Source organism: Actinopolyspora lacussalsi subsp. righensis (assembly GCF_900116555.1).
Lineage (GTDB): Bacteria > Actinomycetota > Actinomycetes > Mycobacteriales > Pseudonocardiaceae > Actinopolyspora > Actinopolyspora lacussalsi.
The window spans coordinates 1-22,857 of the sequence record NZ_FPAT01000009.1 but is presented as its reverse complement, the minus strand read 5'-3'; the positions used below and the strand labels follow the sequence as shown (position 1 = coordinate 22,857).

General features: G+C 67.4%; 22 protein-coding genes. 14 read left to right on the top strand and 8 right to left on the bottom strand.

Annotated features, from left to right (window positions below; genetic code table 11):
- Positions 1 to 44: 44 nt before the first annotated feature.
- The 9 genes from BM394_RS15980 (at position 45) to BM394_RS15940 (ending at position 7,701) form a co-directional block, all read left to right on the top strand.
- Positions 45 to 299, top strand: coding sequence for a thiamine-binding protein (locus BM394_RS15980; protein ID WP_092979456.1), 255 nt, complete (start codon positions 45 to 47; stop codon positions 297 to 299).
- Between the two features lie 8 nt (positions 300 to 307).
- Entirely contained in the window at positions 308 to 664 is a 357-nt protein-coding gene (locus BM394_RS15975) for a helix-turn-helix domain-containing protein (RefSeq protein WP_092979455.1), read from the top strand.
- Positions 665 to 1,088: 424 nt separating this feature from the next.
- Positions 1,089 to 1,616, top strand: coding sequence for a 2-oxo-4-hydroxy-4-carboxy-5-ureidoimidazoline decarboxylase (gene uraD / locus BM394_RS15970; protein ID WP_092979454.1), 528 nt, complete (start codon positions 1,089 to 1,091; stop codon positions 1,614 to 1,616).
- The gene (uraH, locus tag BM394_RS15965) at positions 1,613 to 1,963 is read left to right on the top strand and encodes a hydroxyisourate hydrolase (RefSeq protein WP_092979453.1); all 351 of its coding nucleotides are present in this window, start codon (positions 1,613 to 1,615) and stop codon (positions 1,961 to 1,963) included. Before uraD ends, uraH begins: the two co-directional genes overlap by 4 nt.
- A gap of 7 nt (positions 1,964 to 1,970) precedes the next feature.
- On the top strand, positions 1,971 to 2,861 hold the full coding sequence (pucL, locus tag BM394_RS15960; protein WP_092979452.1) for a factor-independent urate hydroxylase: 891 nt from the start codon (positions 1,971 to 1,973) through the stop codon (positions 2,859 to 2,861).
- A 165-nt stretch (positions 2,862 to 3,026) separates the two neighbouring features.
- Positions 3,027 to 4,550: a nucleobase:cation symporter-2 family protein gene (locus BM394_RS15955; RefSeq protein ID WP_175530126.1), complete on the top strand. Its 1,524-nt coding sequence runs from the start codon at positions 3,027 to 3,029 to the stop codon at positions 4,548 to 4,550.
- A 503-nt stretch (positions 4,551 to 5,053) separates the two neighbouring features.
- Positions 5,054 to 6,130, top strand: a complete 1,077-nt coding sequence (locus BM394_RS15950; protein ID WP_092979451.1) for a peptidoglycan recognition protein family protein — start codon at positions 5,054 to 5,056, stop codon at positions 6,128 to 6,130.
- A gap of 80 nt (positions 6,131 to 6,210) precedes the next feature.
- Positions 6,211 to 6,954 carry a D-Ala-D-Ala carboxypeptidase family metallohydrolase gene (locus BM394_RS23540; protein WP_281246451.1) on the top strand — a complete coding sequence of 248 codons (744 nt, stop codon included), beginning with the start codon at positions 6,211 to 6,213 and terminating at the stop codon, positions 6,952 to 6,954.
- A gap of 249 nt (positions 6,955 to 7,203) precedes the next feature.
- Positions 7,204 to 7,701 carry a DUF3995 domain-containing protein gene (locus BM394_RS15940; RefSeq protein ID WP_092979449.1) on the top strand — a complete coding sequence of 166 codons (498 nt, stop codon included), beginning with the start codon at positions 7,204 to 7,206 and terminating at the stop codon, positions 7,699 to 7,701.
- Positions 7,702 to 7,993: 292 nt separating this feature from the next.
- On the opposite strand, the gene BM394_RS15935 is transcribed toward BM394_RS15940, so the two are convergent.
- Together BM394_RS15935 and aceB are read right to left on the bottom strand one after the other, a co-directional pair.
- Positions 7,994 to 9,253 carry a DUF6986 family protein gene (locus BM394_RS15935; RefSeq protein WP_092979448.1) on the bottom strand — a complete coding sequence of 420 codons (1,260 nt, stop codon included), beginning with the start codon at positions 9,251 to 9,253 and terminating at the stop codon, positions 7,994 to 7,996.
- 390 nt (positions 9,254 to 9,643) lie between these two features.
- Positions 9,644 to 11,245, bottom strand: coding sequence for a malate synthase A (aceB, locus tag BM394_RS15930; RefSeq protein WP_092979447.1), 1,602 nt, complete (start codon positions 11,243 to 11,245; stop codon positions 9,644 to 9,646).
- A 454-nt stretch (positions 11,246 to 11,699) separates the two neighbouring features.
- Here aceB and BM394_RS15920 point away from each other — a divergent pair, with 454 nt between their 5' ends.
- Positions 11,700 to 12,506, top strand: coding sequence for an IclR family transcriptional regulator (locus tag BM394_RS15920; protein WP_092979445.1), 807 nt, complete (start codon positions 11,700 to 11,702; stop codon positions 12,504 to 12,506).
- Between the two features lie 188 nt (positions 12,507 to 12,694).
- Here BM394_RS15920 and BM394_RS15915 read toward each other — a convergent pair whose 3' ends face one another.
- The 5 genes from BM394_RS15915 to BM394_RS22485 form a co-directional block, all read right to left on the bottom strand.
- The gene (locus tag BM394_RS15915) at positions 12,695 to 13,234 is read right to left on the bottom strand and encodes a hypothetical protein (protein ID WP_139235242.1); all 540 of its coding nucleotides are present in this window, start codon (positions 13,232 to 13,234) and stop codon (positions 12,695 to 12,697) included.
- A 377-nt stretch (positions 13,235 to 13,611) separates the two neighbouring features.
- Positions 13,612 to 14,283 carry a GntR family transcriptional regulator gene (locus tag BM394_RS15910; protein ID WP_092979443.1) on the bottom strand — a complete coding sequence of 224 codons (672 nt, stop codon included), beginning with the start codon at positions 14,281 to 14,283 and terminating at the stop codon, positions 13,612 to 13,614.
- A gap of 123 nt (positions 14,284 to 14,406) precedes the next feature.
- Complete coding sequence (locus tag BM394_RS15905) at positions 14,407 to 15,615, bottom strand: 4-hydroxybenzoate 3-monooxygenase (protein ID WP_092979442.1); 1,209 nt, start codon at positions 15,613 to 15,615, stop codon at positions 14,407 to 14,409.
- A 438-nt stretch (positions 15,616 to 16,053) separates the two neighbouring features.
- Positions 16,054 to 16,677, bottom strand: coding sequence for a response regulator transcription factor (locus tag BM394_RS15900; RefSeq protein WP_092979441.1), 624 nt, complete (start codon positions 16,675 to 16,677; stop codon positions 16,054 to 16,056).
- Between the two features lie 694 nt (positions 16,678 to 17,371).
- Positions 17,372 to 17,575 carry a hypothetical protein gene (locus BM394_RS22485; protein ID WP_139235241.1) on the bottom strand — a complete coding sequence of 68 codons (204 nt, stop codon included), beginning with the start codon at positions 17,573 to 17,575 and terminating at the stop codon, positions 17,372 to 17,374.
- Between the two features lie 329 nt (positions 17,576 to 17,904).
- On the opposite strand from BM394_RS22485, the gene BM394_RS23535 reads away from it, so the two are divergent.
- Positions 17,905 to 18,033, top strand: a complete 129-nt coding sequence (locus BM394_RS23535; protein WP_281246450.1) for a hypothetical protein — start codon at positions 17,905 to 17,907, stop codon at positions 18,031 to 18,033.
- Between the two features lie 203 nt (positions 18,034 to 18,236).
- On the opposite strand, the gene BM394_RS15885 is transcribed toward BM394_RS23535, so the two are convergent.
- The gene (locus BM394_RS15885; RefSeq protein WP_217643540.1) at positions 18,237 to 18,989 is read right to left on the bottom strand and encodes an IclR family transcriptional regulator; all 753 of its coding nucleotides are present in this window, start codon (positions 18,987 to 18,989) and stop codon (positions 18,237 to 18,239) included.
- A gap of 314 nt (positions 18,990 to 19,303) precedes the next feature.
- Between BM394_RS15885 and ispH the strand changes: the two genes are divergently transcribed.
- From ispH to BM394_RS15870, 3 genes are all read left to right on the top strand, one after another.
- Positions 19,304 to 20,314, top strand: a complete 1,011-nt coding sequence (ispH, locus tag BM394_RS15880) for a 4-hydroxy-3-methylbut-2-enyl diphosphate reductase (protein WP_092979437.1) — start codon at positions 19,304 to 19,306, stop codon at positions 20,312 to 20,314.
- 258 nt (positions 20,315 to 20,572) lie between these two features.
- On the top strand, positions 20,573 to 22,381 hold the full coding sequence (locus tag BM394_RS15875; protein WP_092979436.1) for a 1-deoxy-D-xylulose-5-phosphate synthase: 1,809 nt from the start codon (positions 20,573 to 20,575) through the stop codon (positions 22,379 to 22,381).
- A 17-nt stretch (positions 22,382 to 22,398) separates the two neighbouring features.
- A partial coding sequence (locus tag BM394_RS15870) for a flavodoxin-dependent (E)-4-hydroxy-3-methylbut-2-enyl-diphosphate synthase (RefSeq protein ID WP_175530131.1) occupies positions 22,399 to 22,857 on the top strand: 459 nt, incomplete at its 3' end.

Genomic DNA, 22,857 nt, shown 5'->3' with positions numbered 1-22,857 from the left:
GTGATGAGGCGTACGACGGGGCCGGACGGAAGCGGAGGTGCTCGATGCGACTCAGAGCGGAGTTCACGACGGAACCGTTCGAGGGCGAGGGCGATCCCCCAGCACACGCGGCCGTGGCTCGGGACGCGCTGCGCGAGTCCGGGTTGGAACCGGAGTTCGGGCCGCTCGGCACGGCCATCAGCGGGGACCGGGCAGTGTTACTTCCGGCGCTGTCGGCGGTGCTGGAGCGAACCCTGGACGCGGGGGCGGACCGAATCACTCTGCAGGTCAGCATCGACGACACACCCCGGGACGGTTGAGGTTTCACGTGCATCCGCTGACTTCCGCGATCCAGCCGCTGCTCAGCCGGATCGGCGCCAGAACGGTGCCGGTCGAGGAACGGAGATCCGACGACGTACTGCTCTACTGGGACGGCGTGCCCGCCGTCGCGGTCCGGATGCCGAACGAGGAACTCACCAGCGCACTGGATCGATTGATCGCGCAGGTCGAGACCGAGCTGGGCGCGGGCCTGGCCGACCTCTCACGGGCCGACAAGCAGCGTGCCGTGCGCCTGCTCGAGGAACGCGGCGCCTTCACGCTGCGCAAGTCGGTGGAATCCGTGGCCAAGAAACTCGGGGTCAGCCGCTTCACCGTGTACAACTACCTCAACCGCGAACGCTCCTGAACAACCGGCGTCCGCCTCCTGACGGGCCCCTAGACATCGCCCCGCCGAAGCCTCCCAGCGGCCCCGCCGCGCTCCTCCACCGGGCCGCGCTCCTCCACGGTTTCCCCTCCAGACCGGGCGCGGCGATTTCGCGAGAAATCGACACCGCGCCGAACGGGCACGCGCCGCACAGCCCCGGTCACCGCGTTACTCCGAACGCAGTAGCACGACACCGACACACGCAGCTGTCCCGAACCGGGCGATTCGGCCGAACACCACGCACCGGAACTGCGATCATTGTGCGAACGCACAGCGCGGACCAGCAACTTTCAACAAAGTGTTGACACCCTCGGTTGGGCGGTCTTAACTTTTGCCACCAACCGCTCCGAAGGAACACGCGGGTGAACCCGAGGAGAACAACCACGCGAATCCGTGGGGAACACCGATGTCAGCACCGTCTTCCACCGGTACCGGCCCGGGACTGGCCAGGCTCAACAGCCTGCCCCGGCCCGAGCTCATCAAGAAACTGCTGGCCTGCCTCGATGTGCAGCGCTGGGCGAACGAGCTGGCCGACAACCGGCCTTACGAGTCCGACAACCAGCTCTACGAAACGGCCGACCGCGCGGCGAACGAGCTCACCGAGTCGGAGATCCACTCCGCGCTGGCCGCCCATCCGAGGATCGGCCAGCGATCCAGCGGCAACGACACCTCGGCCTCGTGGTCCCGCCGGGAGCAGTCCGGCGTCGACGCGGACGACACCAAGCTGGCCGTGGAGCTGGCGGAGGCCAACGAGGAGTACGAACGCCGCTTCGGGCACGTCTACCTGGTGTGCGCGAGCGGACGCAGCGGACCGGAGCTGCTGGAGATCCTGCGTTCCCGACTGGACAACGACCCCGATACCGAGCTGCGCGTCGTCGCCGACGAACTGCGCAAGATCGCGAGACTACGGCTGGCGAGAGTGATCGAAGCGTGAGCGAGACAACCACGAGTGCCGTCACCACACACGTCCTGGACTCCTCCCGGGGGCTGCCCGCCGCGGGGATCGAGGTCGCGCTGGAGCAGGCCACGCGGGACGGGTGGACCTCACTCGGCGAAGCCGTGACCAACGACGACGGCAGGGCCAAACAGCTCGGACCGAGCCGGCTGACCGAAGGCACCTACCGGCTGACCTTCGAAACAGGAACGTATTTCCAACGCCTGGGCGTCGACTCCTTCTATCCGCAGGTGCAGATCACCTTCCGCCTCGCGGACGCGGAGCAGCACTACCACGTTCCGCTGTTGTTGAGCCCGTTCGCATATTCCACATACCGAGGGAGCTGATCAGCTCATGGGCATCGTCATGGGCCCCAACCAGTACGGCAAGTCCGAGTGCCGCATCGTCACGATCAACCGGGGTAGCAGCAGGCACACCATCAAGGACCTCAACGTCAGCACCGCGCTGCGCGGTGACTTCGACGACACGCACTACACCGGTGACAACGCCAAGGTACTGCCGACCGACACCCAGAAGAACACGGTCTACGGCCTGGCGAAGGAGCAGCCGGTCGGGGAGATCGAGGACTTCGCGGTACGGCTCGGACGGCACTTCATCGACACCCAGGAGCCGGTCAAGGGCGCGCGCATCCTCGTCGAGGAGTACGCCTGGGAGCGCATCCCGGTGGCGGGCACCGGCCACGACCACTCGTTCGCCAGGTCCAGCGACGAGAAGCGCACCACCGCGGTGACCATCGACGGTTCGGAGACGCACGTGGTCTCCGGGCTCAAGGACCTGGTCGTGCTGAAGTCCACGGGTTCGGAGTTCTGGGGCTATCCCAAGGACCGGTTCACCACGCTGGGCGAGACCGAGGACCGGATTCTCGCCACGGCGGTCACGGCCCGGTGGCGTTACCTGCGCAACGATGTGGACTGGGCGAAGAGCTTCGGCTCGATCCGGGAAACCATGCTCGAAACGTTCGCCACCACCCACAGCTACGCGTTGCAGCAGAGCCTGCACGAAATGGGCAAGGCAGTGCTGGAAAAGCATCCCGAGGTCGCCGAAGTACGGATGTCGCTGCCCAACAAGCACCATTTCCTGGTGGATATGGAACCGTTCGGCATGCAGAACGAGAACGAGGTTTTCTTCGCCGCCGACCGCCCCTACGGACTCATCGAGGGCACCGTGACCCGCGACGACGTCGACGAGGCACCGCGAGCCTGGTACAGCCTGCCGGAATTCTGATTCCGCCGCCGGGGTCGCCGGAAGCAGAACCGGCGACCCCGTTGTCTCACCTTTCGCCTTTTTCTTCGGAAACCACACCGTTACTCGACGGCAACGCCTGATTCGAGATTTCGCAGAGAATTGATTTAGCTAACCCATATTTCCTCCGTGGCCCAGGAGTACCCAATGCCCCTGTTCATCAGTAGGCGCAATCGCGGCACGAGAAACGGAAGACAGGACTCCCATCCGGTGGACGAGGTACTTCCGCCGGGCAAACTGCTGGCCTACGGTGTGCAGCACATCGCCGCGATGTACGCGGGTGTGGTGGCACCCCCGCTGATCATCGGCCAGGCGCTGGGGCTGGACCCGCTCCGGATGACGCTGCTGATCGGCGCGAGCCTGCTGACGGCGGGAATCGCGACCCTGCTGCAGGCGGTCGGTGTCTGGCGGGTCGGTGCGCGCATGCCGTTCGTCAACGGCGTCACCTTCGGCTCCGTGGCCCCCATCCTGGCCATCGTCGCGCAGCACGACCAGCAACAAGCACTGTCCATAGTCTACGGCTCGGTGTTGATCGCCGGGATCCTCGCCTTCATCGCCGCACCATACTTCTCCCGGTTGGTGCGCTTCTTCCCGCCGCTGGTCAACGGCACCGTGATCACGCTGATCGGACTGTCGCTGTTCCCCGTCGCGATCGGCTGGATAGCCGGTAACGACAGCGAGGCCGCCGACTTCGCCTCCCCGCTGCGGGTCGGCCTCGGGGCGGGGACATTCGTACTGGTACTGCTGCTCAACAGGTTCCTCAAGGGCTTCTGGAACCGGATCGCACTGCTGATCGGCCTGGTCATCGGAACCCTCGTGGCGTGGCCGCTGGGCGCGGTGGACAGCTCGACCTTCGCGCAGGCCCCGATCTTCGACGTCCCCATGCCGTTCGAACTCGCCGCTCCGGCGTTCAGCCTCACGGCGACGATCTCCATCTGCATCGTGATGCTCGTCGCGATGATGGAGAGCACCGCGGACATGATCGCGCTGGGCGAGATCGTGGACCGCCCCGCCGACGAGCAGACGATCGCGGCCGGGCTGCGTGCCGACGGCGCGGGCAGCGCGCTGAGCGCGGTGTTCGGCGGATTCACCTGCAGCGCGTTCGCGCAGAACGTCGGGCTGGTCGCGCTGACCAGGGTCAAGAGCAGGTTCGTCGTGGCGGCCGCGGGTGGCGTGCTGATCATGCTCGGGTTGTTCCCGATCGTCGGCGCCGTGGTCTCGCTGGTACCGCAGCCGGTGCTGGGCGGTGCGGCGCTGGTGCTGTTCGGCTCGGTCGCCTCCAGCGGGATGCGCACGCTGGGCAAGGCCGATCTCGGTAACCCGCTGAACTCGCTGGTGGTCGCGGGGGCGGTGGGGGTCGGCATGATCCCGATCGTGTCGCCGGACTTCTACGAGCACTTCCCCGCCGCGCTGCGTACCGTGCTGGACTCCGGCATCAGCACCGGCTGCCTGGCCGCGCTGGCGCTGAACCTGCTGTTCAACGGGACGCGAGGCTCCGAGCAGGGCGAGCACCCGGCTTCCGGAGCGGACGAGGCCCCGGAAGGCGCGGCAGCGGTGGTCCCGGCCGACACCGCGGAGCCCGAGGAGGTGGGTGCGGGTGGAACGCAGGCGGGGCCGGTTCCGACCCCCAGACCGAACAGCGTCGCGCAGGACACCGAACGCGGCGGCTGACAACGGTTCGCGAGCGCTCGACGAGATGACCCCGACGGCCGGGTGATCGGTGCCGCTGCGAAGCACCGCCGCCCCGAGGGACCTCCGAAGGGTGATTCTTCCGGAAAGCGGGGATCCGGTCCGCACGACCGGGTCCCCGCTTCGCGTGTTTCAGCCGCGGAACTCATCGTGACGCCCCGGGCGGTCCACGGAATAATCGCTCTTATCGTTTCCGTTTTCTCCCCGCGCGCTGATCAGGCTTTCCCGACGCCGAACCGAGTGAACGATCGGGGAAAAACGTGAATGTCGCGTGAATCCTGCCAAAAAAGGACGACACGCGGAATACGGCCGTTTCGGTGCACCATTTTCACCCGTCCGGAGCAGGAAACTCGACCGGCCGGCGGCAATCCGGCCGAAACTCCGAACAGCTTCTTGTCACCTCCCCCGTAGGTGGGAAAAATTCGCTCCGCCCGTTCGCGAACCGAAAATCATCGACCACCGATTCCCACGGCGGGAGCGAGCAGATGCCCGAGAGACGGCGGGACGCGAAACCGAACGAGACCACCCGGCGAGCGCTGCTCGGCGGCACGCTGCTGGGAACCACCGGCCTGTTGTTGGGCGGCACCGCGGCGGCCGCGACCTCACCACCGAGCACACGCGCGCTGACCGTCGCGAGTACCGACGCATGGGGAGCGCGCCCGCCTCGGAGCGAGCCGGTGGTACTGGCGCGACCGGCCCACAAGATCATCGTGCACCACACCGCCACCCCCAACAGCACGGATTACTCCCGTGCGCACGCCTTCGAGCTGGCACGGTCCATTCAGGACTACCACATGGACCACAACGGCTGGATCGACACCGGTCAGCACTTCACCCTCAGCCGGGGCGGCCACATCACCGAGGGCAGGCACCACAGCCTCGCCGCCTTCGACGGTGGTGGCAGCCACGTGGTCAGCGCGCACACCAGCGGCCAGAACAGGTTGGCCGTGGGCATAGAGAACGAGGGCACCTACGACAGCGTGGCGTTCCCGAGCACCCAGTACGACAAGCTGGTGGAACTCTGCGTGGCGCTGTGCTCGTCCTACGGCATCGAGCCCTACGAGATCTACGGGCACCGCGACTTCAACGCCACCGGCTGCCCCGGCGACCGGCTCTACGCCCTGCTGGGACAGCTGCGCGCGGACGTGGCCGCCTCGGTCGGCGGTGATCCCACCGGGGTGAGCTGGCCGCTGCTGCGTCCCGAGGACGAGGGCGAGCGGGTGCGGACGCTGCAGCACCTGCTCAACGAGCACGGCGCGGCGTTGACCACCGACGGGATCTACGGTCCCGCCACCGAGAGCGCGGTGAGAGACTTCCAGCGCTCCACCGGCGCCATAGTGGACGGTCTGGCGGGTAACCAGACGTGGAACCAGGCGGTCCGTGACCGCGCGAACGGCGACAGCGGACCGGCGGTGCGGGCGGTGCAGCAGCGGCTCGGCACGACGGTGGACGGCATCTTCGGCCCGGTCACCGAGTCGGCGGTGCGGAACTTCCAGCAAGCGCGGGGACTGCGTGTCGACGGCGTGGTCGACGCCCGCACCTGGGACGAGCTGGTCGGCTGATCCTTCGAGCACACCGGTTTTCCCCACGGCGGTGCGCACGACCCGAGCACACCGCCCGAACCCCTACAAGGGAGGTAGGAATGAAACGAACAGGTCGTTCGATGCTGGGTCTGCTCGGCGCGTTCACGCTGAGCCTCGGCCTGCTGGGCGGTGCGAGCGTGCTCGATCCGGCGCCCGCCGCCGCGGACTCCTGCTACACCTGGGGAGAAACGCTGTCCCAGGGTGACAGCGGGAGCGATGTCCGCGAGCTGCAGGTTCGCGTGGCGGGCTGGGCCGCCTACGGCGACCCGGTCAACATCGACGGTGTCTACGGCCCGGAGACCGCCAACGCGGTGGAGCGGTTCCAGAGCGGCTACGGCCTCACCGTGGACGGCATCGCCGGACCGGAGACCTACGGACAGATCTACGACCTGCAGGACGCCGACTGCACCCCGGCGCACTTCGCGTACTCCGAGTTCACCTCCGGTGACGGCAGCGGCTTCTCCGGAGGGAACACCAGCACCTCGAACGTGCGCACCAACGTGCTGCGCAACATGTGGAAGCTGGAGGCGATGCGGCACAAGCTGGGCGACAGCCCGCTCTACGTCAGCTCCGGGTTCCGCAGCGTCTCGCACAACGACGCCGTGGGCGGAGCCCCGAACAGCAAGCACACCTACGGCCAGGCGGCGGACCTGACCGGTGCTCACTCGCTGTGCGACCTCGCCCGCGCGGCCAGGAGTTCCGGTTTCAACGGCATCATCGGCCCTGGCGCTGCCGGGCACAACGACCACACCCACCTCGACACGCGCTCCGGCAGGTACTGGAACGCCCCGAACTGCTTCTGAAACGCAAGCTTCCCTTCACGGCTCGCGCAGGTGGTCATTTAGCGGAACCTCTCGCGGGCTCTCGCTGCGGGGAGGTCCGACATCGAGTAGGCATTACGCCACGTCGGACCTTCCTCGCGAGAGCACCACGAGAGAACCCGCGGGTGGTCGAGCTGCGTAAGTGGTTTTTCGGCGCTGCCGCGCCGAATACAAGGTTTTCGATCGTCGGCACGGTCGTCGGTTCGGCCGCACACCGATAGTGTCCGGGACGTGACGCGCACCGAACGGCACGGCCGGTACCTGCCGCACTACGCGAGCGTCGTGTGGGCGCTGCTGTTCGCCGCGCTGAGCGTGTTCTGGGCGTTCGGCGGCCGCACCGGCGCGCATCCGCTGGAAACCGACGATCCGACGCCGCTGTTCACGCTGCTGAACCTCGGCGCGGCCCTGCTCAAGGGCGGTATCGGCCTCGTCGCCTGGCTGGCCACCCGGCAGTGGCGGCGCCGGGCGGTGCGCGGTCCGCTCGCGCTGGTGCTCTGGACCTCCGGGGTGGTCTGCGCGGTCTACGGCCTGTTCGGAGTGGTGGGCAACAGCCTGGTGCTGGCCGGAGTCGTGCCGGTCGAGGGCGGCGTCAGCCACTGGTACTGGTACTACGTGCTGCTCTGGGATCCCTACTGGGTACTCGGCGGAGTGCTGCTGCTGGCCACGGCGCTGCGCTCCGGCGATCCCCGCGATCCCCGGACTTCGGATACCGGGGGACGGATGTTCTGAGGGCGGCTGTCCCGAGGGCCGCACCGAGCGATCCACGCCCGGAACGGTGCCTTCCCGCTTCGCCGTCGCACCACCCGCTCCGCGATTTCGCGAGAAATCGACACCGGCCCGGCGCACCGTGGAAACCGGGCAACTGGATACCGCTCGCGCCGTTCCCGAAACATCCTGATGCCCGTACGACGAAACCTAGGATCGACGGCGGCCCTTCCGGAGAACCACGAAAACTCCGGAAGGGCCGTCGATTTCCCGCGAAATCGCCGCTCCCGCCCGGATGCGGCGATTCCGGAGAAAACTACACCCGCCCGAGCTCGCGCAGCTCGGACTCGGAGATCCCGGTCATCCGGGCGACCTCCTCGGCGTCGGTGGCGCCGTTGTCCAGCGCCCGCACGAACGACGCCGCAAGCGCCCTGGCCGTGGCGGGCTCGTCCAGTACCGCTCCGCCGGTGGCGGAGACGTAGGCGGCCAGTCGTGCCGCCTCGGGCTCGGCGGACTCGCGAAACTCGGCGAACACGGCCGCGTAGCGCGTGACCAGCTGCGCCGGGTGCAGGTCCCACCCCTGGTAGAAGCCGTGCTCCAGCGAACGCCGCACCAGCCCGTAGTGGGTCCGCCAACCGCGCCGCACCTGTTCGGCCTCGCCCACCGGCAGGACGTTGGTCGAGCCGTCGGACAGGAAGATCCCGGTCCCCGCCGCCGACACCTGCATGACGTGCCTGGCGAAGTCGCAGGCCCGGTGTGCCAGGTGCTGGTGCGCGGCGGTGAGTCCGCAGCCGGCCGTGTAGTCGTAGGTGCCGAAGTGCAGCCCGCTGATCCGGTCGCGTCCCGCGCCGATGAACCTCGGCAGCGCCAACCTGCCCTCGGCGTCCACGATGGACTGGGTGGTTTCCACCTGGATCTCGAACCGCAGCGAACCGGAGGCGAGCCCCAGGGTGCGTTCCACCAGCTCCAACACCTCGACGAACGCCTCGACCTGCCGCACGTCGACGACCTTCGGGAAGGTCAGCAGGAACCCCTCGGGCAGCTCACCGTGCCTGGCGAGCAGCTCGGTGAGGAAGACGTCCAGCGTGCGCACCGAACGGGCACGCAGCTCGGGATCGTCGAAGGACTTCACGCGCAGCCCGAAGTTGCCGGGGGCCGTTCCCTGCCGCAGCCACTCGGCCACCACACCGGCGGTGCGCTCGGCGTCGGCGTCCTCCACCTCGTCGCCGGGCGCGCCGTAACCGTCCTCGAAGTCGATGCGCAGGTCCTCCACGGGTGACCGCTGGAGCTTGGCCCGCACTCGCGGCAGGATCTCGGTGGCGCGGCGTTCGGAAACATCGACGATCCCGGCGAGATCCGCCGCGCTCGGGGCGTGTTCGTCGAGCGCCGCCAGGGCCTCGTCTCCCCAGTTCCGAACGGTCCCGGCGTCCACCCTGCCCGCCGGGACGTAGCAGGTGTGCACCGGCTGACGCGCGGTCGCGGTCCTGCGGAACCTGGCGGCGATCCGCGCGTCGACATCGGCCAGCGGTGCCAGCCGAACGTCCACATCGGCCCGGTTCAACGAGTTCCTGGGCACTTGTCCTCCTCCGAATTTTTTGGAGCGTCCGCGACTCGGTTTGCGTGGCGGTTGCTTGGCGGAACCTCTCGCGGGCTCTCGCTGCGGGTGCCCCGACATCGGGTAGCGGTTCTACACAACGTCGGGACCGTCCTCGCGAGAGCACCACGAGAGAACCCGCGGCGGTGCCGACTACTCGGGAGGTGACAAGCGGCTGGCGCCGCTTACCCGATAATCGGCCCAGCTGAACGAGCACTCACCCCAATCCATGCGGGCACTGTGTTCTCTGTTCGGGCTGTTCGCAGGTGATCGGTCGGCACTCCCTCCGACTCCCGTTCGCGGCGGCCCGGCCTCGAACAGGCACCCGCGGTGGCCGCCCGAACGCTTCCGGACGGCCACCGTCGCGGTCGATCAGTCGATCTGCTCGTAGGCGGGCAGCGTCAGGAAGTCGACGAACTCGTCGGCCACCGCGACCCGCTCGAACAGCTCGACGGCCCGGTCCAGGTTGTCGACCGGGAAGCCCTCCTCGGCGCGGAGTTCCTTCTCGGTGTCGGCGAGCACCTGGCGGACCAGGTCCTTGGTGACCCGCTGCCCGTCGTTGAGCACGATGCCGTTGTGCAGCCACTGCCAGATCTGCGACCGCGAGATCTCGGCTGTGGCGGCGTCCTCCATCATGTTGTGGATACCGGCCGCACCGTTGCCGCCGAGCCAGGACACGATGTAGCGCACCCCGACGTCCACGGCCGAGCGCAGCCCCGCGAGGGTCTTGTCACCGGCGGTCTCCGCGGTGTTGAGCAGGTCGGACGCGGCGACGGAGACGTCCTCGCGCTTGCGGTCCAGCTGGTTGGGCTTGTCGCCCAGCACCGCGTCGAACTCCTCCTTGCACACCGACACGGTGTCCGGGTGGGCCACCCAGGAACCGTCGAAGCCGTCGTTGGCCTCGCGGCGCTTGTCGTCGTGGATCTTGGCCAGCGCCCGCTCGGTGACCTCCGGGTCGCGCCGGTTCGGGATGAACGCGGCCATACCGCCGATCGCGAAGGCACCGCGCTTGTGGCAGGTGCGCACCAGCAGTTCGGTGTAGGCACGCATGAACGAGGCCGTCATGGTCACGCTGTTGCGGTCGGGCAGCACGAAGTCCTCACCGGCCGAGCGGAACGTCTTGATCACGCTGAACAGGTAGTCCCAGCGCCCGGCGTTGAGGCCCGCGCTGTGCTCACGCAGCTCGTAGAGGATCTCCTCCATCTCGAAGGCGGCGGGGATCGTCTCGATGAGCACGGTGGCGCGCACCGAGCCCTGCGGCACACCGAGCTCCTGCTGGGCCTGCACGAAGACGTCGTTCCACAGCCTGGCCTCGAGGTGGCTCTCCATCTTGGGGAGGTAGAAGTACGGCCCGGTGCCGCGGCGCAGCCCTTCCTGCGCGTTGTGGAAGAAGTACAGCCCGAAGTCCACCAGCGCGCCCACGACCGGCTGACCGTCGACGAGGATGTGCCGCTCGTCGAAGTGCCAGCCGCGGGGGCGGACCAGCGGGACGGCGTGCTCGACGTCGTCGCGCAGCTTGTACTGCTTGCCGTTGGAGTGCAGCTCGACCTGCTTGCGGATCGCGTCGTAGAGGTTGACCTGGCCGGAGACGACGTTGCTCCAGTGCGGCGTGTTGGCGTCCTCCAGGTCGGCCAGCCAGACCTTGGCGCCGGAGTTGAGCGCGTTGATCGCCATCTTGCGGTCGGTCGGGCCGGTGATCTCGACGCGGCGGTCGCGCAGCGCGGGCGGGGCCTCGGCCACCTGCCAGTCGGACTCGCGGATGTGGCTGGTCTCCGCCAGGAAGTCCAGCTTGCCGGTCCTGGCGGCCTCGTCGCGGCGCTGCTGCCTGCGGGCGAGCAGCTCGTCCCGTCGCGCACCGAAGGTGCGTTGCAGCCGGGCGACGAAGTCCAGTGCCTCGGGGGTGAGGATCTCGTCGCCGCGCTCCACGGGAGCACCGAGGACCTCAACGCCCTGTGCCGGGGTCGATTGGGACATGAGTCCACCTCTTTCTGATGCCGGGTTACAGACGGTGGCTGGTGACACAGCTTGCCGCGCCGGTGGCGCCCTCGCACCCCTTCGGAACCCACCCGCCGTGCTCGTCCGGCCGGGCGGTCGGAACGGCAAGGACGGGTTCGAAAGTCGAAAGACTCGACCGAGCCCGTCACCGGCTCGCGGTACGCCCGTTATGTTTTTTGCATCGTGGAGGTTAGTTTCCGCATGCCGTTACAGGCAAGATGAAGTGGACCACCTACACCGACCGACCCGAGGGTGCCCCGCTCCGGAGCAGGGGCATCAGGGCTCCGTCGACCGGGCCGAACCGGCGTGACGAGATCGCCTACATCGGGAGCTCTCGGGCTGATCGGGTGGATACACTGGCCCACCGCCGTACGGTGGAGGCGGAAACCGACCGCTGACGGGGTCGAGCAACACACGGGAAGAGGAACACTGGATGGCGGCTGGACAGGACGCGAGCGGGAGCGGATCCGATCGCGCCAAACCCACGCAGGGCGGCGTTCAGTCGGTCGAACGCACCTTCGAGCTGCTGGAGCTGATGGCCGACGCGGGAGGCGAGGTCGCCCTCAGCGACCTGGCGGAGGCTTCGGCGCTGCCGCTGCCGACCATTCACCGCATCATGCGCACGCTCGTCCGAACGGGCTATGCCCGGCAACAGCCGTCCCGCCGGTACGCGTTGGGGCCGAGCCTGATCCGGCTCGGTGAGACCGCCAGCCGCACGCTGGGTTCCTGGGCCCGGCCCTACCTGGCCGAGCTGACCGAGGCCACCGGGGAGACCTCCAACATGGCGGTGCTCGACGGGGCGCAGATCGTCTACGTCTCGCAGGTTCCCTCACAGCACTCGATGCGGATGTTCACCGAGGTCGGCAGACGGGTGGACGCGCACGCCACGGCCGTGGGCAAGGCCGTGATGGCCCACATGCCCGAGGAGAACGTCATCCAGGTTCTCAACCGCACCGGAATGCACCCGCAGACCGAGCGGACCATCACCAGCGTCGATGGTATGCGCGAGGAACTCGCCCGGATCCGTGAGCTCGGCTACGCGCTCGACGACGGGGAGCAGGAGGTGGGGGTGCGCTGCTACGCGGTGGCCGTCCCGGACGCGCCCGCGGCTTCGGCGATCTCGATCAGCGGCCCCGAGGCGAGGATGAAGCGGATCGCCGTCGACGACGTGGTGCCGCTGATGCGGCGGCTGGCCACCGACCTCGGCAACGAACTCAGCGCGGCGGGCGAACCCAGCTGAGGAGGGGCGAGTACCGGCCCGAGGACGGCAGCGGCGCGGCGTCGATTTCTCGCGAAATCGCCGCGCTGGGGCGAGCGGGGCGCACACCACGCGGTTCCGGGCGGAAAGCGCAGAGCGCCCCGAACCCCGGAAACGGGGCCTCGGGGCGCTGCGGCGGTGACACGGTCCTCGGGTGACCGTGAGCGGGGTCAGACCTGGCTGACCGGGGTGACCTTCAGCTCGGCACCGATGACCGGCTCGTCGGGCCAGGCGACCTCGATCTGCTTGCGCTGCACACCGGTGGGCGCCTGGAACGAGACCGAACCGAGCTCATTGCGCTGTCCGATGGTCGGCTGGATGAAGTAGGACACTCCCGAGTGATCGGCGTCGATGGTGACCGGCTCCGCCACGGTGTGCTCCGCGTGGGCCGAGATGCCCGGCGCGGTCTCACCGTTGGGCTGGAAGAACCTCGGTTGAGTGGGGAATCCCTGCATCAGGCAGTGGGTGTCGGCGTCGGCGGCGGTGTAGTGCACCGCGAAAGCCCGCTGCCCGGCGCCCCCGTGCGGATCCTTGGTGATGTTGATCGAGAGGTCGTCGGCGGTGCAGGAGGAAACCCGCGAAGCGGCCGTGTCCGCCGCGGCTGACTGCTCCTGCTGGGTGCCGGAGGTGGCGCCGAGGGCCGTGCCCACCACGGTTCCGGTGGCGAGAAAAGTGGCGGCGATGCTGGTGGCAATCGTCGAACGCTTCATGACGGAATTCTCCTCGCGGAATACTGGAAAACGATCGATCCGATCGACTTTCACACCGTAGGACGCCCATTCCCGAAAACGGTTCACTCGACATGAATCACGTCACACAAAATCAACCCGACGAATCAGCGCGATTACACGGATCACCGAGAACGAACAACCGGCACCACGAAATCACCTCCGAAAAGAGCAATCGGGAAACGACGAAAACCATCAGGACGACAACGTGGAAAATTTCGGACATCTCCGAACCTCCCGATCATCCCCGGCATGTCCCGGACCGTGAGAAGCACAGCAGAAGCCTTTCGACCCCGGGAAACCTCGCGAACCGCGATTCCGGGCAGCGGCACAGCCGATTTCTCGAACACGGGTCGGAATTACCGGTCGGTCCCGGTCTCGGCGGACAGGCGGCGCAACGCGGCTTCCCCGGCGTGCCGCACGTGGACACGGGCGACGGCCGCCGCCAAGGCGGCGTCGCCCGCGGCGAAAGCCGCGACCAGCTGGTGGTGCTCCTGCCTGGCCTCCTCGTTGCGCGCTCCGGTGTTGGCGAGGTTGATGTAGCGCTCGCAGGTGTGCCAGAGCATTCTCACGTGACGCCGCATCGTTCCCTCCCCCAACGCGTCGAAGGCGACGAAGTGAAAGGCGCGGTGCGCACGCAGCATCTCGGCCCGATCCACCTCGGGATCGAGGTCTTCCATCCGGGCCAGCTCGGCACGCATGGCGGCGGCGACTCCGAGGGGGTCGGAGCTCACGGCGCGTTCGGCCGCCATGACCTCGAAGGTCTCCAGCAGCCGGAAGCAGTCCTCGACCTCCTGCTCGCGCAACGGACCGACAACCGCTCCCCGGTGCGGATAAACTTCGACCAGCCCCTCGGCCACCAGTTCACGGAACGCCTCGCGCAGCGGGACCCGACTGACGTCGAGCTCCTCGGCCAGTCCCGCCAGGCGCAACCTCGTCCCCGGGGGATAACTGCCGAGCACGATGCCCTGGCGGATCTGGTCGGCGACGACGTCGGTCCTGGTGTCGGCGGGCTCGTCGGTTCGGGTCACCTGCGGTTCCTCCTGCGGCGGCGCACCGGGACAGTCTGCCACCGCGGAAACGTTCGCCGGGAACTCGCCGAGCGGCCGGTGTCCCCGGGAAACGAGTCCGCCGGGCGAGACTCCCGGAAGTGTTCAAACCTCGACGGCAGCGCCGGGAAGACCGGCGAGCGGTGGCCCGATGTAGCTTTCCGCGAAGTTCCGCGCGTAGGCGGGTGAGTTCCGCAGCTGCCACAACCGCGACCGCTGGAGCCGCTGGCGGAAGGCGGCATCCGGCGAGTCGGAAGGATAGTAGGTGTGCGTCATGTGCAGCAGTGCGTGGCTGAACTCCTGCGCCTTCCAGACGTCGGGTACCCGCCGCTGGGAATAGCGGTCCAGCGCGTTCTCTTCCCCGGTCTCCAGGTGCTCGGTGACGGTCCGCGTGAACTCGGCCGCGTCGGCGATGGCGAGGTTCATTCCCTTGCCGCCGGACGGTGTGATGATGTGTGCGGCGTCGCCGAGGAGGAAGACACGGCCGTGACGCATCGGTTCGGTGACCCGGCTGTGCGTTTCCAGGATGTTCTTGCTGAGGATCTCGCCCTCGTGCAGCGTCCAACCGGGCTTGGCCAGCCGGGTGCGCAGCTCCGACCAGATCCGCCGGTCCGGCCAGTCCTCGATGGACTCGCCGATGGGAATCTGCAGGTGAAACCGGGTCACGCTGTCCGAACGCAGCAGGTGCCCGGCGAATCCGCTCCGGTGTTGCGCGTAGATCGTGTGCTCGGAGGAGGGCGGCGCGTGGGCGAGCAGGGTCAGCCAGCGGAACTCGTGCCGCATGGTGTACGCGGTCACCGCGTCATCGGGAACGCCGTCCCCGCAGGCGCCGTGTTGACCGTCCGCCCCCGCCAGGTAACGCGCGCGGATCACGGTGCCGTCGACACAGCGAACCGCGGTGTGTTCGGAGTACCCGCACACCGAGTCCACCGCCGTCGCGTACCGCACGTCCCCACCGGCCCGCTCGTAGGCGTCGAGCAGATCAGCGACTATTTCCTGCTGGGGATAGACCCACTGCGGGATCCCGTCGTAGTGCGCGGAGTAGTCGGTGAAGAAGGCGGTGCCCTCGGTGCGGAACTCACAGCCACGGTGCACCGCGCCCGCCGCGTGCAGTCCGCCCGCCAGTCCGTTCTCGGCGAGCAGTTCGACCGTGCGACGTTCCAGCAGGCCGGCGCGCGAGCGGCCCACCAACCGCTCACGGTCGCAGCGGTCGAGGACGACGGTGTCGATTCCACGCGCCAGCAGCAGGTTCGCCGCGGTCAACCCCGCCGGTCCGGCTCCGACGATCACTACCGTGGCGTCGATTTCGGACACGTGCCACCTCCCGCGAGCGGGTCGACCCGGCATCGAGGGGTTCCGCCGTACGCGACTCGCGTCACCCGGCCGGTACGTGTGGTGATCCCCCGACTGATCACCCCGCGGAACCCCGTCGATCGGTGCCGAACAACCTCGACAAGGGTAAGTTTAATTAAATATCGGCGTCAACGGCTGACACAAGCAGGATCTGTCCTGTACTACGGCGTTGACAAAACACGTGACCTCATACTTTGAATTAGACTTTGGGGAGGGCGCAGTGCACCAGCTCCCCGGAACGGCACGAGCGGCGGCTCGGGAACGTCCGGCACGGCGCCGTTCGATACGGGGCATCCGGCACTGGGCGCGCTCGTTCCTGAACACCACCGCCGAACCGGCACGGACGTGCGTGCTTCCGGTTTCCCGGGGTGAACGGCCGGTTCGTCGTTCGCACCGCCGTCAGATCACCCCCATCCGTAACGCGTAGGCCACCGCGTGCGGTCTGTTTCGCAGCTGAAGACGACCGGTCAGCTCGGAAACCACTCGCTTGACCGCTCGCTCGGAGAAGTTCAGCTCCGCTGCGATCTCGGAAGTGTCGAACCCGTGCGACAGCAACCGCAGCACATCGATTTCCCTGGGAGTGAGCCCGGACGCGTGCAGCCCGTTCGGCGCCAGAACCTCGCGCTGCAGTTGTTCGAAGTGCCGCAGCAGCTCGCCGAGCATCGGCGAGGGCAGCAGCCCGCCCCCTGCCGCGGCGGTGCGAACGGCCTCCTCGATCCGCTCCCGGGAAGCGGCCTCCCGCGGCAGCACCGCGGCCACGTTGCACTCGACGGCCGGAATCAGGTCGTTGCGCGTGATCTCGCAGAGAATCATGATGACGGGCGCGTTGAGGGTCGCCTTGATCTTGCGCAACGTCGAGGCCACGTCGACGGTCAGTCGCTCCGCCACCACCACGACGACGTCCACCGGGGTGTGCTCCTCGGCGGGTACCACCTCGATGTTCGGCCGACTGTCCAGGTAATGGCTGACAGCCATGCTGGTCAACGGGTCCACGGTCCGCACGAACACTCGAATCGAGTCCACCGGAGCCTCCTAGCACCGCGAGCAATCGTCTGGGATGAAGTGTGTGAACGGTAAATTCGGCAGTGCTCAGCACGAACCGTCAGCACGGGTGCGGACAGCGACTCGAACCGGAACCTCCGGAGAAGCGGGTGAAAGCAAGCGAAATGTGAAGCGAACAACAATGAATCTCTACCGACGGAAACACAATCTCTACTCCTGTTCCGGGGCCCTCCGAGTGAGCAGCTGGTTCGTCGGGCGCATCCGCATCAATCGCGTTTCGACCGATACGGTCAACGAGTTCTGCGACACCGATGTAAAGGTATACACCGATTTCGTTACCGGTCAAGGTAAACACGAGTAACCCCACGGGCGGGCAGGACGGTTCGACTTCCCGATCCCCGCCGATACGCAGGGCACGGCCAGGACACCGGCAGGACCGCACTCGACGCGCATCGATTCGGAGTACGCGTGGACAGCACCCGGGAACGCCCGCACATCCCGCGCGCGATGTTAAAAAAGTCTTCCACCGAGTGATCTGTGATAAATCCCGGTGCGCCACGGATAAACGTATCAGAATATAGGCATAAGAGGCGCTCGCCACTTCTTGGCACACAAGTGACAAGTTCTCGCCGCATCGCACAGGTGAAGCCGGATCGACGAACGAGGTAAATTCTGAACACGCACGTTCGCGATCACGAAAAACAACGGAACGCGATCAAAATATGAATAGCATTCTAAGAATCGGCCCGGAAAGCCGCTGAACTGTGCTTTCACGCGACATGCCGCGAACCGCCTCGATCACGAAACGTGACATCAGGCGCTGGTCGCCGCGCACCGCGCCGGTGAGCACCGAACGTGTCAGGGCCTCGAGACGAATCGGTGGTTGACCGAAGACGACGACATCGTGCGGGGCCGTCACGGCTCCGGAAACACCCGGGCGGGGCCGTCAGCGGTTCACGCGGCCACCGGACTCCCGTACCCGCGTGGACTCCGGCACCCGCGGAGGCTCCACGGGTTTCTGCCCTCCAGACGCATCCTGCGGTACAGCAGGACGATGTAGACGATTCGAGCACCACCATCGTCGGTATCAGCACCAGGAAGAGCACCCGGGAGGGATAGAGCAGGAATCCGGTCAGTCCGGCGGAGAACGTACCGAGGAACTTCGCCACGGCGATGTGGAGGTACTGCCCCACCGAGGAGTCCCGACGACGCAACATCAGGATGAAAGCGGCGCTCAGGAACACGTTGATGATCATGCCGATGTACATGCCGTCGCGGTCGTGGAACTCGTTCGCACCGGCCATCACCGCCAGCGACGACCACACCGCCAGCCCGCCGAGCAGCGCTCGGGACGTGAACCGGGACAGGTGGGGATAGTCCCTCGGACCCCTTCGCCACTCCCGCAAGCCGAACTCCGACCATCCCTGCAGTCGACACCGCCGCGGGTTCTCCCGTGCGGCTCTCGCGAGGAAGGCCCGACGTTGTGTAGTGACTACCCGATGTCGGGGCTCCCGCAGCGAGAGCCGTGCGAGAGGTTCCGCCAAGCGAGTAACGACGAAGAGCGAGCGGAGAACTCTCCACTATCCGGCTTCGGCGAGATTGTCGGTTATGACTCCGACCGTTTCGAGCAGCGTACGTGTCGCCGTTCTGAGATTCGTGCGGCTCACCGCCCCGGCGACGACAACGGCGGCCGACGGAGCCTCACCACCGAGGAACACCGGGGCGGCCATCTCCACCAGCTCAGGGTTGTGCTCGCTCCTGAGGCAGGACACGCCGGTACGTCCGATCAGCTCGAACTCCCGCTTGATCCTGCTCGGATTCGTCAGCACCCCCGGCGCGCACACGGCGGAGGCGGCCTCGTGGAACTCCACCCAGTCGCGCGAGCTCCTGGCGAGCAACAACCTGCCCACGGCGGAACGGTGCACCGGGACGGGGTGTCGAAACGTACGGGCGATCCGGGAGTCCTCCCGGTTGTAGAGCGTCCCCGCGTATCGCACGCGTGCCCCGGAGAGCATTCCGACGCTCACGACGCAGTGGACCTGCCGGAACAGGTCGATCAGGTGGGGCGTGATCGCCTCGCTGAATTCCTCCACCCTGGATTTGCCCCGGACGGCGGACAAGCGGGAAAAATAGTCGCCGAGCTCGTACGCCTTGGTCTCCAGACGCACCACCGCACCGATATCCGTCAGAACTCGCATCAGCCGGTGCAGGGTCGACTTGGGAAAATCAACTCGTTGGGAAATCTCGGACAGGGTCAACGGCTTCGACGAACCCGATATTTCTTCGAGAACGACGAAAGCCTTCCGCAAGGGTTCACCCGGACTCTCGGTCATATCCCTGCGCATAGTCTCGATCGCCCCGAGAATCCGGGTGATGCGGACGGGCTCCGGACAGCGTGCGCGAGCTTCAACGCGATACCTCCACTGCTTTCCTCCCTTCCCGCCACACTCTTTCTAGTGTGCCGACGAAACCGGAAAAAGACCGCACGAAACGGCTGCCCCCTGCATTCACCGATCCTGGCACGTAACGGCTCCGTTTCGTAACCGGCTTCACACCGTCGACGGACGGGACAGCGAAGAGCAGCGGAGTTCTGAAAAACGGAACGGACCGTTGAGGAGACGATCGCCGTTACCTAACGTCCGGAATCATGGCACCCAAGAGTTCGGGCGAGCACACCCCGGACGACGACACGCGTCGGATCCTGCTCGCCAGTCCAAGGTCCTTTTGCGCCGGAGTCGAACGAGCCATCGAGATCGTCGAACGAGCTCTGCGGTCGTACACGCCCCCGATCTACGTCCGTAAAGAGATCGTGCACAATTCCTACGTCGTCGACGACCTCGCGAGCAAGGGCGCCGTCTTCGTCGAGGAGCTCGACGAGGTGCCCGACGGGGCGACCCTGGTCTTCTCCGCGCACGGGGTCTCCCCCGCCGTGCGGGAGGAGGCGGACCGCAAGAACCTGGACGTCATCGACGGCACGTGCCCACTGGTCAGCAAGGTCCACGCGAAAGCGCGCCGCTTCGCCGCCCGCGGTGACACCGTGGTTCTCTTCGGGCACTCCGGGCACGAGGAGATCGAGGGCACCTACGGCGAGGCACCCGAGTCCACAGTGCTCGTCGAGAACGCGGACGAGGTCGCCGACCTGTCCGTTCCCGACCCGGAGCGGGTCTCCTACCTGACCCAGACCACGCTCGCCGTGGACGAGACCAACGATTTCGTGCGGGCGCTGCGCGAGAAGTATCCGGACGTGAGCGAGCCGGCCTCGGAGGACATCTGCTACGCCACCACCAACCGGCAGCACGCCCTCAACGAGGTCATCGCGGAGTCCGACCTGGTCCTGGTGGTCGGCTCGTCGAACTCGTCCAACTCGGTGCGGCTGGTTGAGATATCCCGCAGGCAGGGGACGCCGGCGGAGCTCATCGACGGGGCGGGCGACATCGCCGCCGACTGGCTCGACGGTGTGCGAACCATCGGCGTCACAGCGGGCGCTTCGGCACCGCCGAAGCTGGTCGACGAGGTCGTCGAGGCACTACGTGGTTTCGGACCCGCGACTGTCGCGGAACGCGAGTTCACCCACGAGACGATGCACTTCGAGCTCCCGTCGGTGCTGCGCGGCACCGGGGAAGGCGCGGCGGAACGGCCCGCGGGTAGCGGCGGCTGATCGGACCCTTTTGGTCGGTCGGCAGCGATCGGGCGGCGGCGACCGGCCGGGGTGCTCGGCCGGGGTGCTCGGCCGGGGTGCTCGGCCGGGGTGCTCGGTCGGGGTGCTCGGTCGGGGTGCTCGGTCGGGGTGCTCGGTCGGGGTGCTCGGCCGGGGCATCTCCGCCGAAGCCGAACACCAGCGGCGGAGGCGACATCGAGCGGAACCCCGCCGGCCGCGGGGATCGGACACTATTCACGCAGGAACGGGCAGCACGGTATGACGACCAGCTTACTGAGCAGTATCACCAGTCCCCAGCGACTCAAGGAACTCGGACCGGAGCGGCTGGACGGACTGGCCACCGAGATCAGGGAATTCCTCGTCGACAGGGTCGCCCGCCTGGGCGGGCACCTCGGCCCGAACCTGGGCGTGGTCGAGTTGACCATAGCGCTGCACCGGGTCTTCGAATCGCCCGGGGACCGGATCGTGTTCGACATCGGTCACCAGGCATACGTCCACAAACTCTTCACCGGCAGGCAGGAGGACTTCGGCTCGCTGCGCGAGGCGAGCGGGCTCTCCGGCTATCCACTCCGGGCGGAGTCCGAACACGATCACGTGGAGAACTCGCACGCCTCCACCGCGCTGTCCTACGCGGACGGTTTGGACAAGGCACGACGCGTGCTGGGAGAAACCGACGAAACCGTGGTCGCCGTGATCGGCGACGGCGCGTTGACCGGCGGGTTGGCCTGGGAAGCGATGAACAACCTGGGAAGCGGTGTCGGACGAGTGGTGGTCGTGCTCAACGACAACTGCCGTTCGTACGGCCCCACTGTGGGCGGGATCGCCGAGCACCTGGCCGAGCTGCGTGCGGGCACGCATCACGGACCGAACCTGTTCGAGGACCTCGGCTTCGCCTACAGCGGACCGGTGGACGGGCACGACATCGTCGCCACCGAACGGGCGCTGCGGCACGCGGCGGAGCTGCACAGCCCCACGGTGGTGCACTGCGTCACCGAGAAGGGACGAGGGTACTCCCACGCGGAGAACGACGTCGCCGACCGCATGCACGGCATCGGCCCCATCGATCCCGAGGCTGGCACACCACTCGCCGCCTCGGCGCCGAACTGGACCAAGACGTACGGCGCGGAGCTGACGAAGCTCGCCGAGGAGCGCCCCGAGCTCGTGGCCGTGACGGCGGCGATGCCGCGCCCGGTGGGCCTGCTCGAGTTCGCCGAGCGGTTCCCGGATCGGGTGTTCGACGTGGGCATCGCCGAACAGCACGCCGTCACCAGCGCGGCCGGGCTCGCCATGAGCGGCCTGCACCCCGTGGTCTCGCTGTACGCCACGTTCCTCAACCGTGCGGTCGACCAGATCATGATGGACGTGGCGCTGCATCGACTGCCGGTGACCTTCGTCCTGGACCGTGCCGGAATCACCGGGCCGGACGGCCCCAGTCACCACGGCATGTGGGACCTGGCGCTGTTGGGCACCGTCCCGGAGGTCCGGGTGGTCGCACCGCGGGACGCCACCCGGTTGTGCGAGCTGCTGCGCGAGGCGGTCTCGTTCCAGGACGGCCTGACCGCGCTGCGCTTCCCGAAGGGGAGCGTGGGTGCCAACGTTCCCGCCCTCAACCGCATGGACGGGCTGGACATCCTGTTCCGCAGCAAGTCCCGACCGCTGGACGTGCTGCTCGTGAGCACCGGAACGCTGGCGGGCCCCGTGGTGGAGGCGGCGAACGCCCTCTCGGAACGGGGGATCGGCGTGACGGTCGTGGACCCGCGCTGGCTGTTGCCGGTGTCCCCCACGCTGATCCACCTCAGCTCCCGGCACCAGCTCGTCCTCACCGTCGAGGACGGCGTGCGAAACGGGGGCGTGGGCGCGGCGCTCGCGCAGTCCTGCACCGAGGAGCACGTGACCACGCCGGTGCACAACCTCGGGCTGCCGCGCTCCTTCGTGGACCAGGGTGATCGCGGCGGGATTCTGGCCGACAACGGCCTCAACGCCGACGCCATCGCCGAGCACGCCCGAACGCTGCACGACGACCTCGAGAATCGGAACCGGACTCGATTGGAAGGAACCCCCCATTGACACAGGTGGCGCTCGGCATGCCGACAACTCCCCCGCCAGTGCTGTCCGAACGTCGCGAAACCCGCCAGCTGCGGCTGGGCCCCGTCGGTGTCGGTAGTGATCATCCGGTTTCGGTGCAGACGATGACGACGACGAACACCACCGATATCAACGGGACGTTGCAGCAGATCGCGGAGTTGACCGCGTCGGGGTGTGACATCGTGCGTGTGGCGTGTCCGACGTCTGATGATGCCGAGGCGTTGCCGGTCATCGCGCGGAAGTCGCAGATTCCGGTGATCGCCGATATTCATTTCCAGCCGAAGTACGTGTTCGCGGCGATCGAGGCGGGCTGTGCGGGGGTTCGGGTCAATCCGGGCAACATCCGCAAGTTCGATGATCAGGTCAAGGAGATCTCCCGGGCGGCCAAGGACACCGGCACGCCGATCCGTATCGGGGTCAACGCGGGCTCGCTGGATCCGCGCATGATGGAGAAGTAC

Bases quoted from the DNA above. Each gene is read 5' to 3' on its own strand.
- BM394_RS15980 (WP_092979456.1), top strand. From the start codon at position 45: ATGCGACTCAGAGCGGAGTTCACGACGGAACCGTTCGAGGGCGAGGGC.
- uraD (WP_092979454.1), top strand. From the start codon at position 1,089: ATGTCAGCACCGTCTTCCACCGGTACCGGCCCGGGACTGGCCAGGCTC.
- pucL (WP_092979452.1), top strand. From the start codon at position 1,971: ATGGGCATCGTCATGGGCCCCAACCAGTACGGCAAGTCCGAGTGCCGC.
- BM394_RS15955 (WP_175530126.1), top strand. From the start codon at position 3,027: ATGCCCCTGTTCATCAGTAGGCGCAATCGCGGCACGAGAAACGGAAGA.
- BM394_RS15950 (WP_092979451.1), top strand. From the start codon at position 5,054: ATGCCCGAGAGACGGCGGGACGCGAAACCGAACGAGACCACCCGGCGA.
- BM394_RS23540 (WP_281246451.1), top strand. From the start codon at position 6,211: ATGAAACGAACAGGTCGTTCGATGCTGGGTCTGCTCGGCGCGTTCACG.
- aceB (WP_092979447.1), bottom strand. From the start codon at position 11,245: ATGTCCCAATCGACCCCGGCACAGGGCGTTGAGGTCCTCGGTGCTCCC.
- BM394_RS15920 (WP_092979445.1), top strand. From the start codon at position 11,700: ATGGCGGCTGGACAGGACGCGAGCGGGAGCGGATCCGATCGCGCCAAA.
- BM394_RS15915 (WP_139235242.1), bottom strand. From the start codon at position 13,234: ATGAAGCGTTCGACGATTGCCACCAGCATCGCCGCCACTTTTCTCGCC.
- BM394_RS23535 (WP_281246450.1), top strand. From the start codon at position 17,905: ATGATCATGCCGATGTACATGCCGTCGCGGTCGTGGAACTCGTTCGCA.
- BM394_RS15885 (WP_217643540.1), bottom strand. From the start codon at position 18,989: ATGACCGAGAGTCCGGGTGAACCCTTGCGGAAGGCTTTCGTCGTTCTC.
- ispH (WP_092979437.1), top strand. From the start codon at position 19,304: ATGGCACCCAAGAGTTCGGGCGAGCACACCCCGGACGACGACACGCGT.
- BM394_RS15875 (WP_092979436.1), top strand. From the start codon at position 20,573: ATGACGACCAGCTTACTGAGCAGTATCACCAGTCCCCAGCGACTCAAG.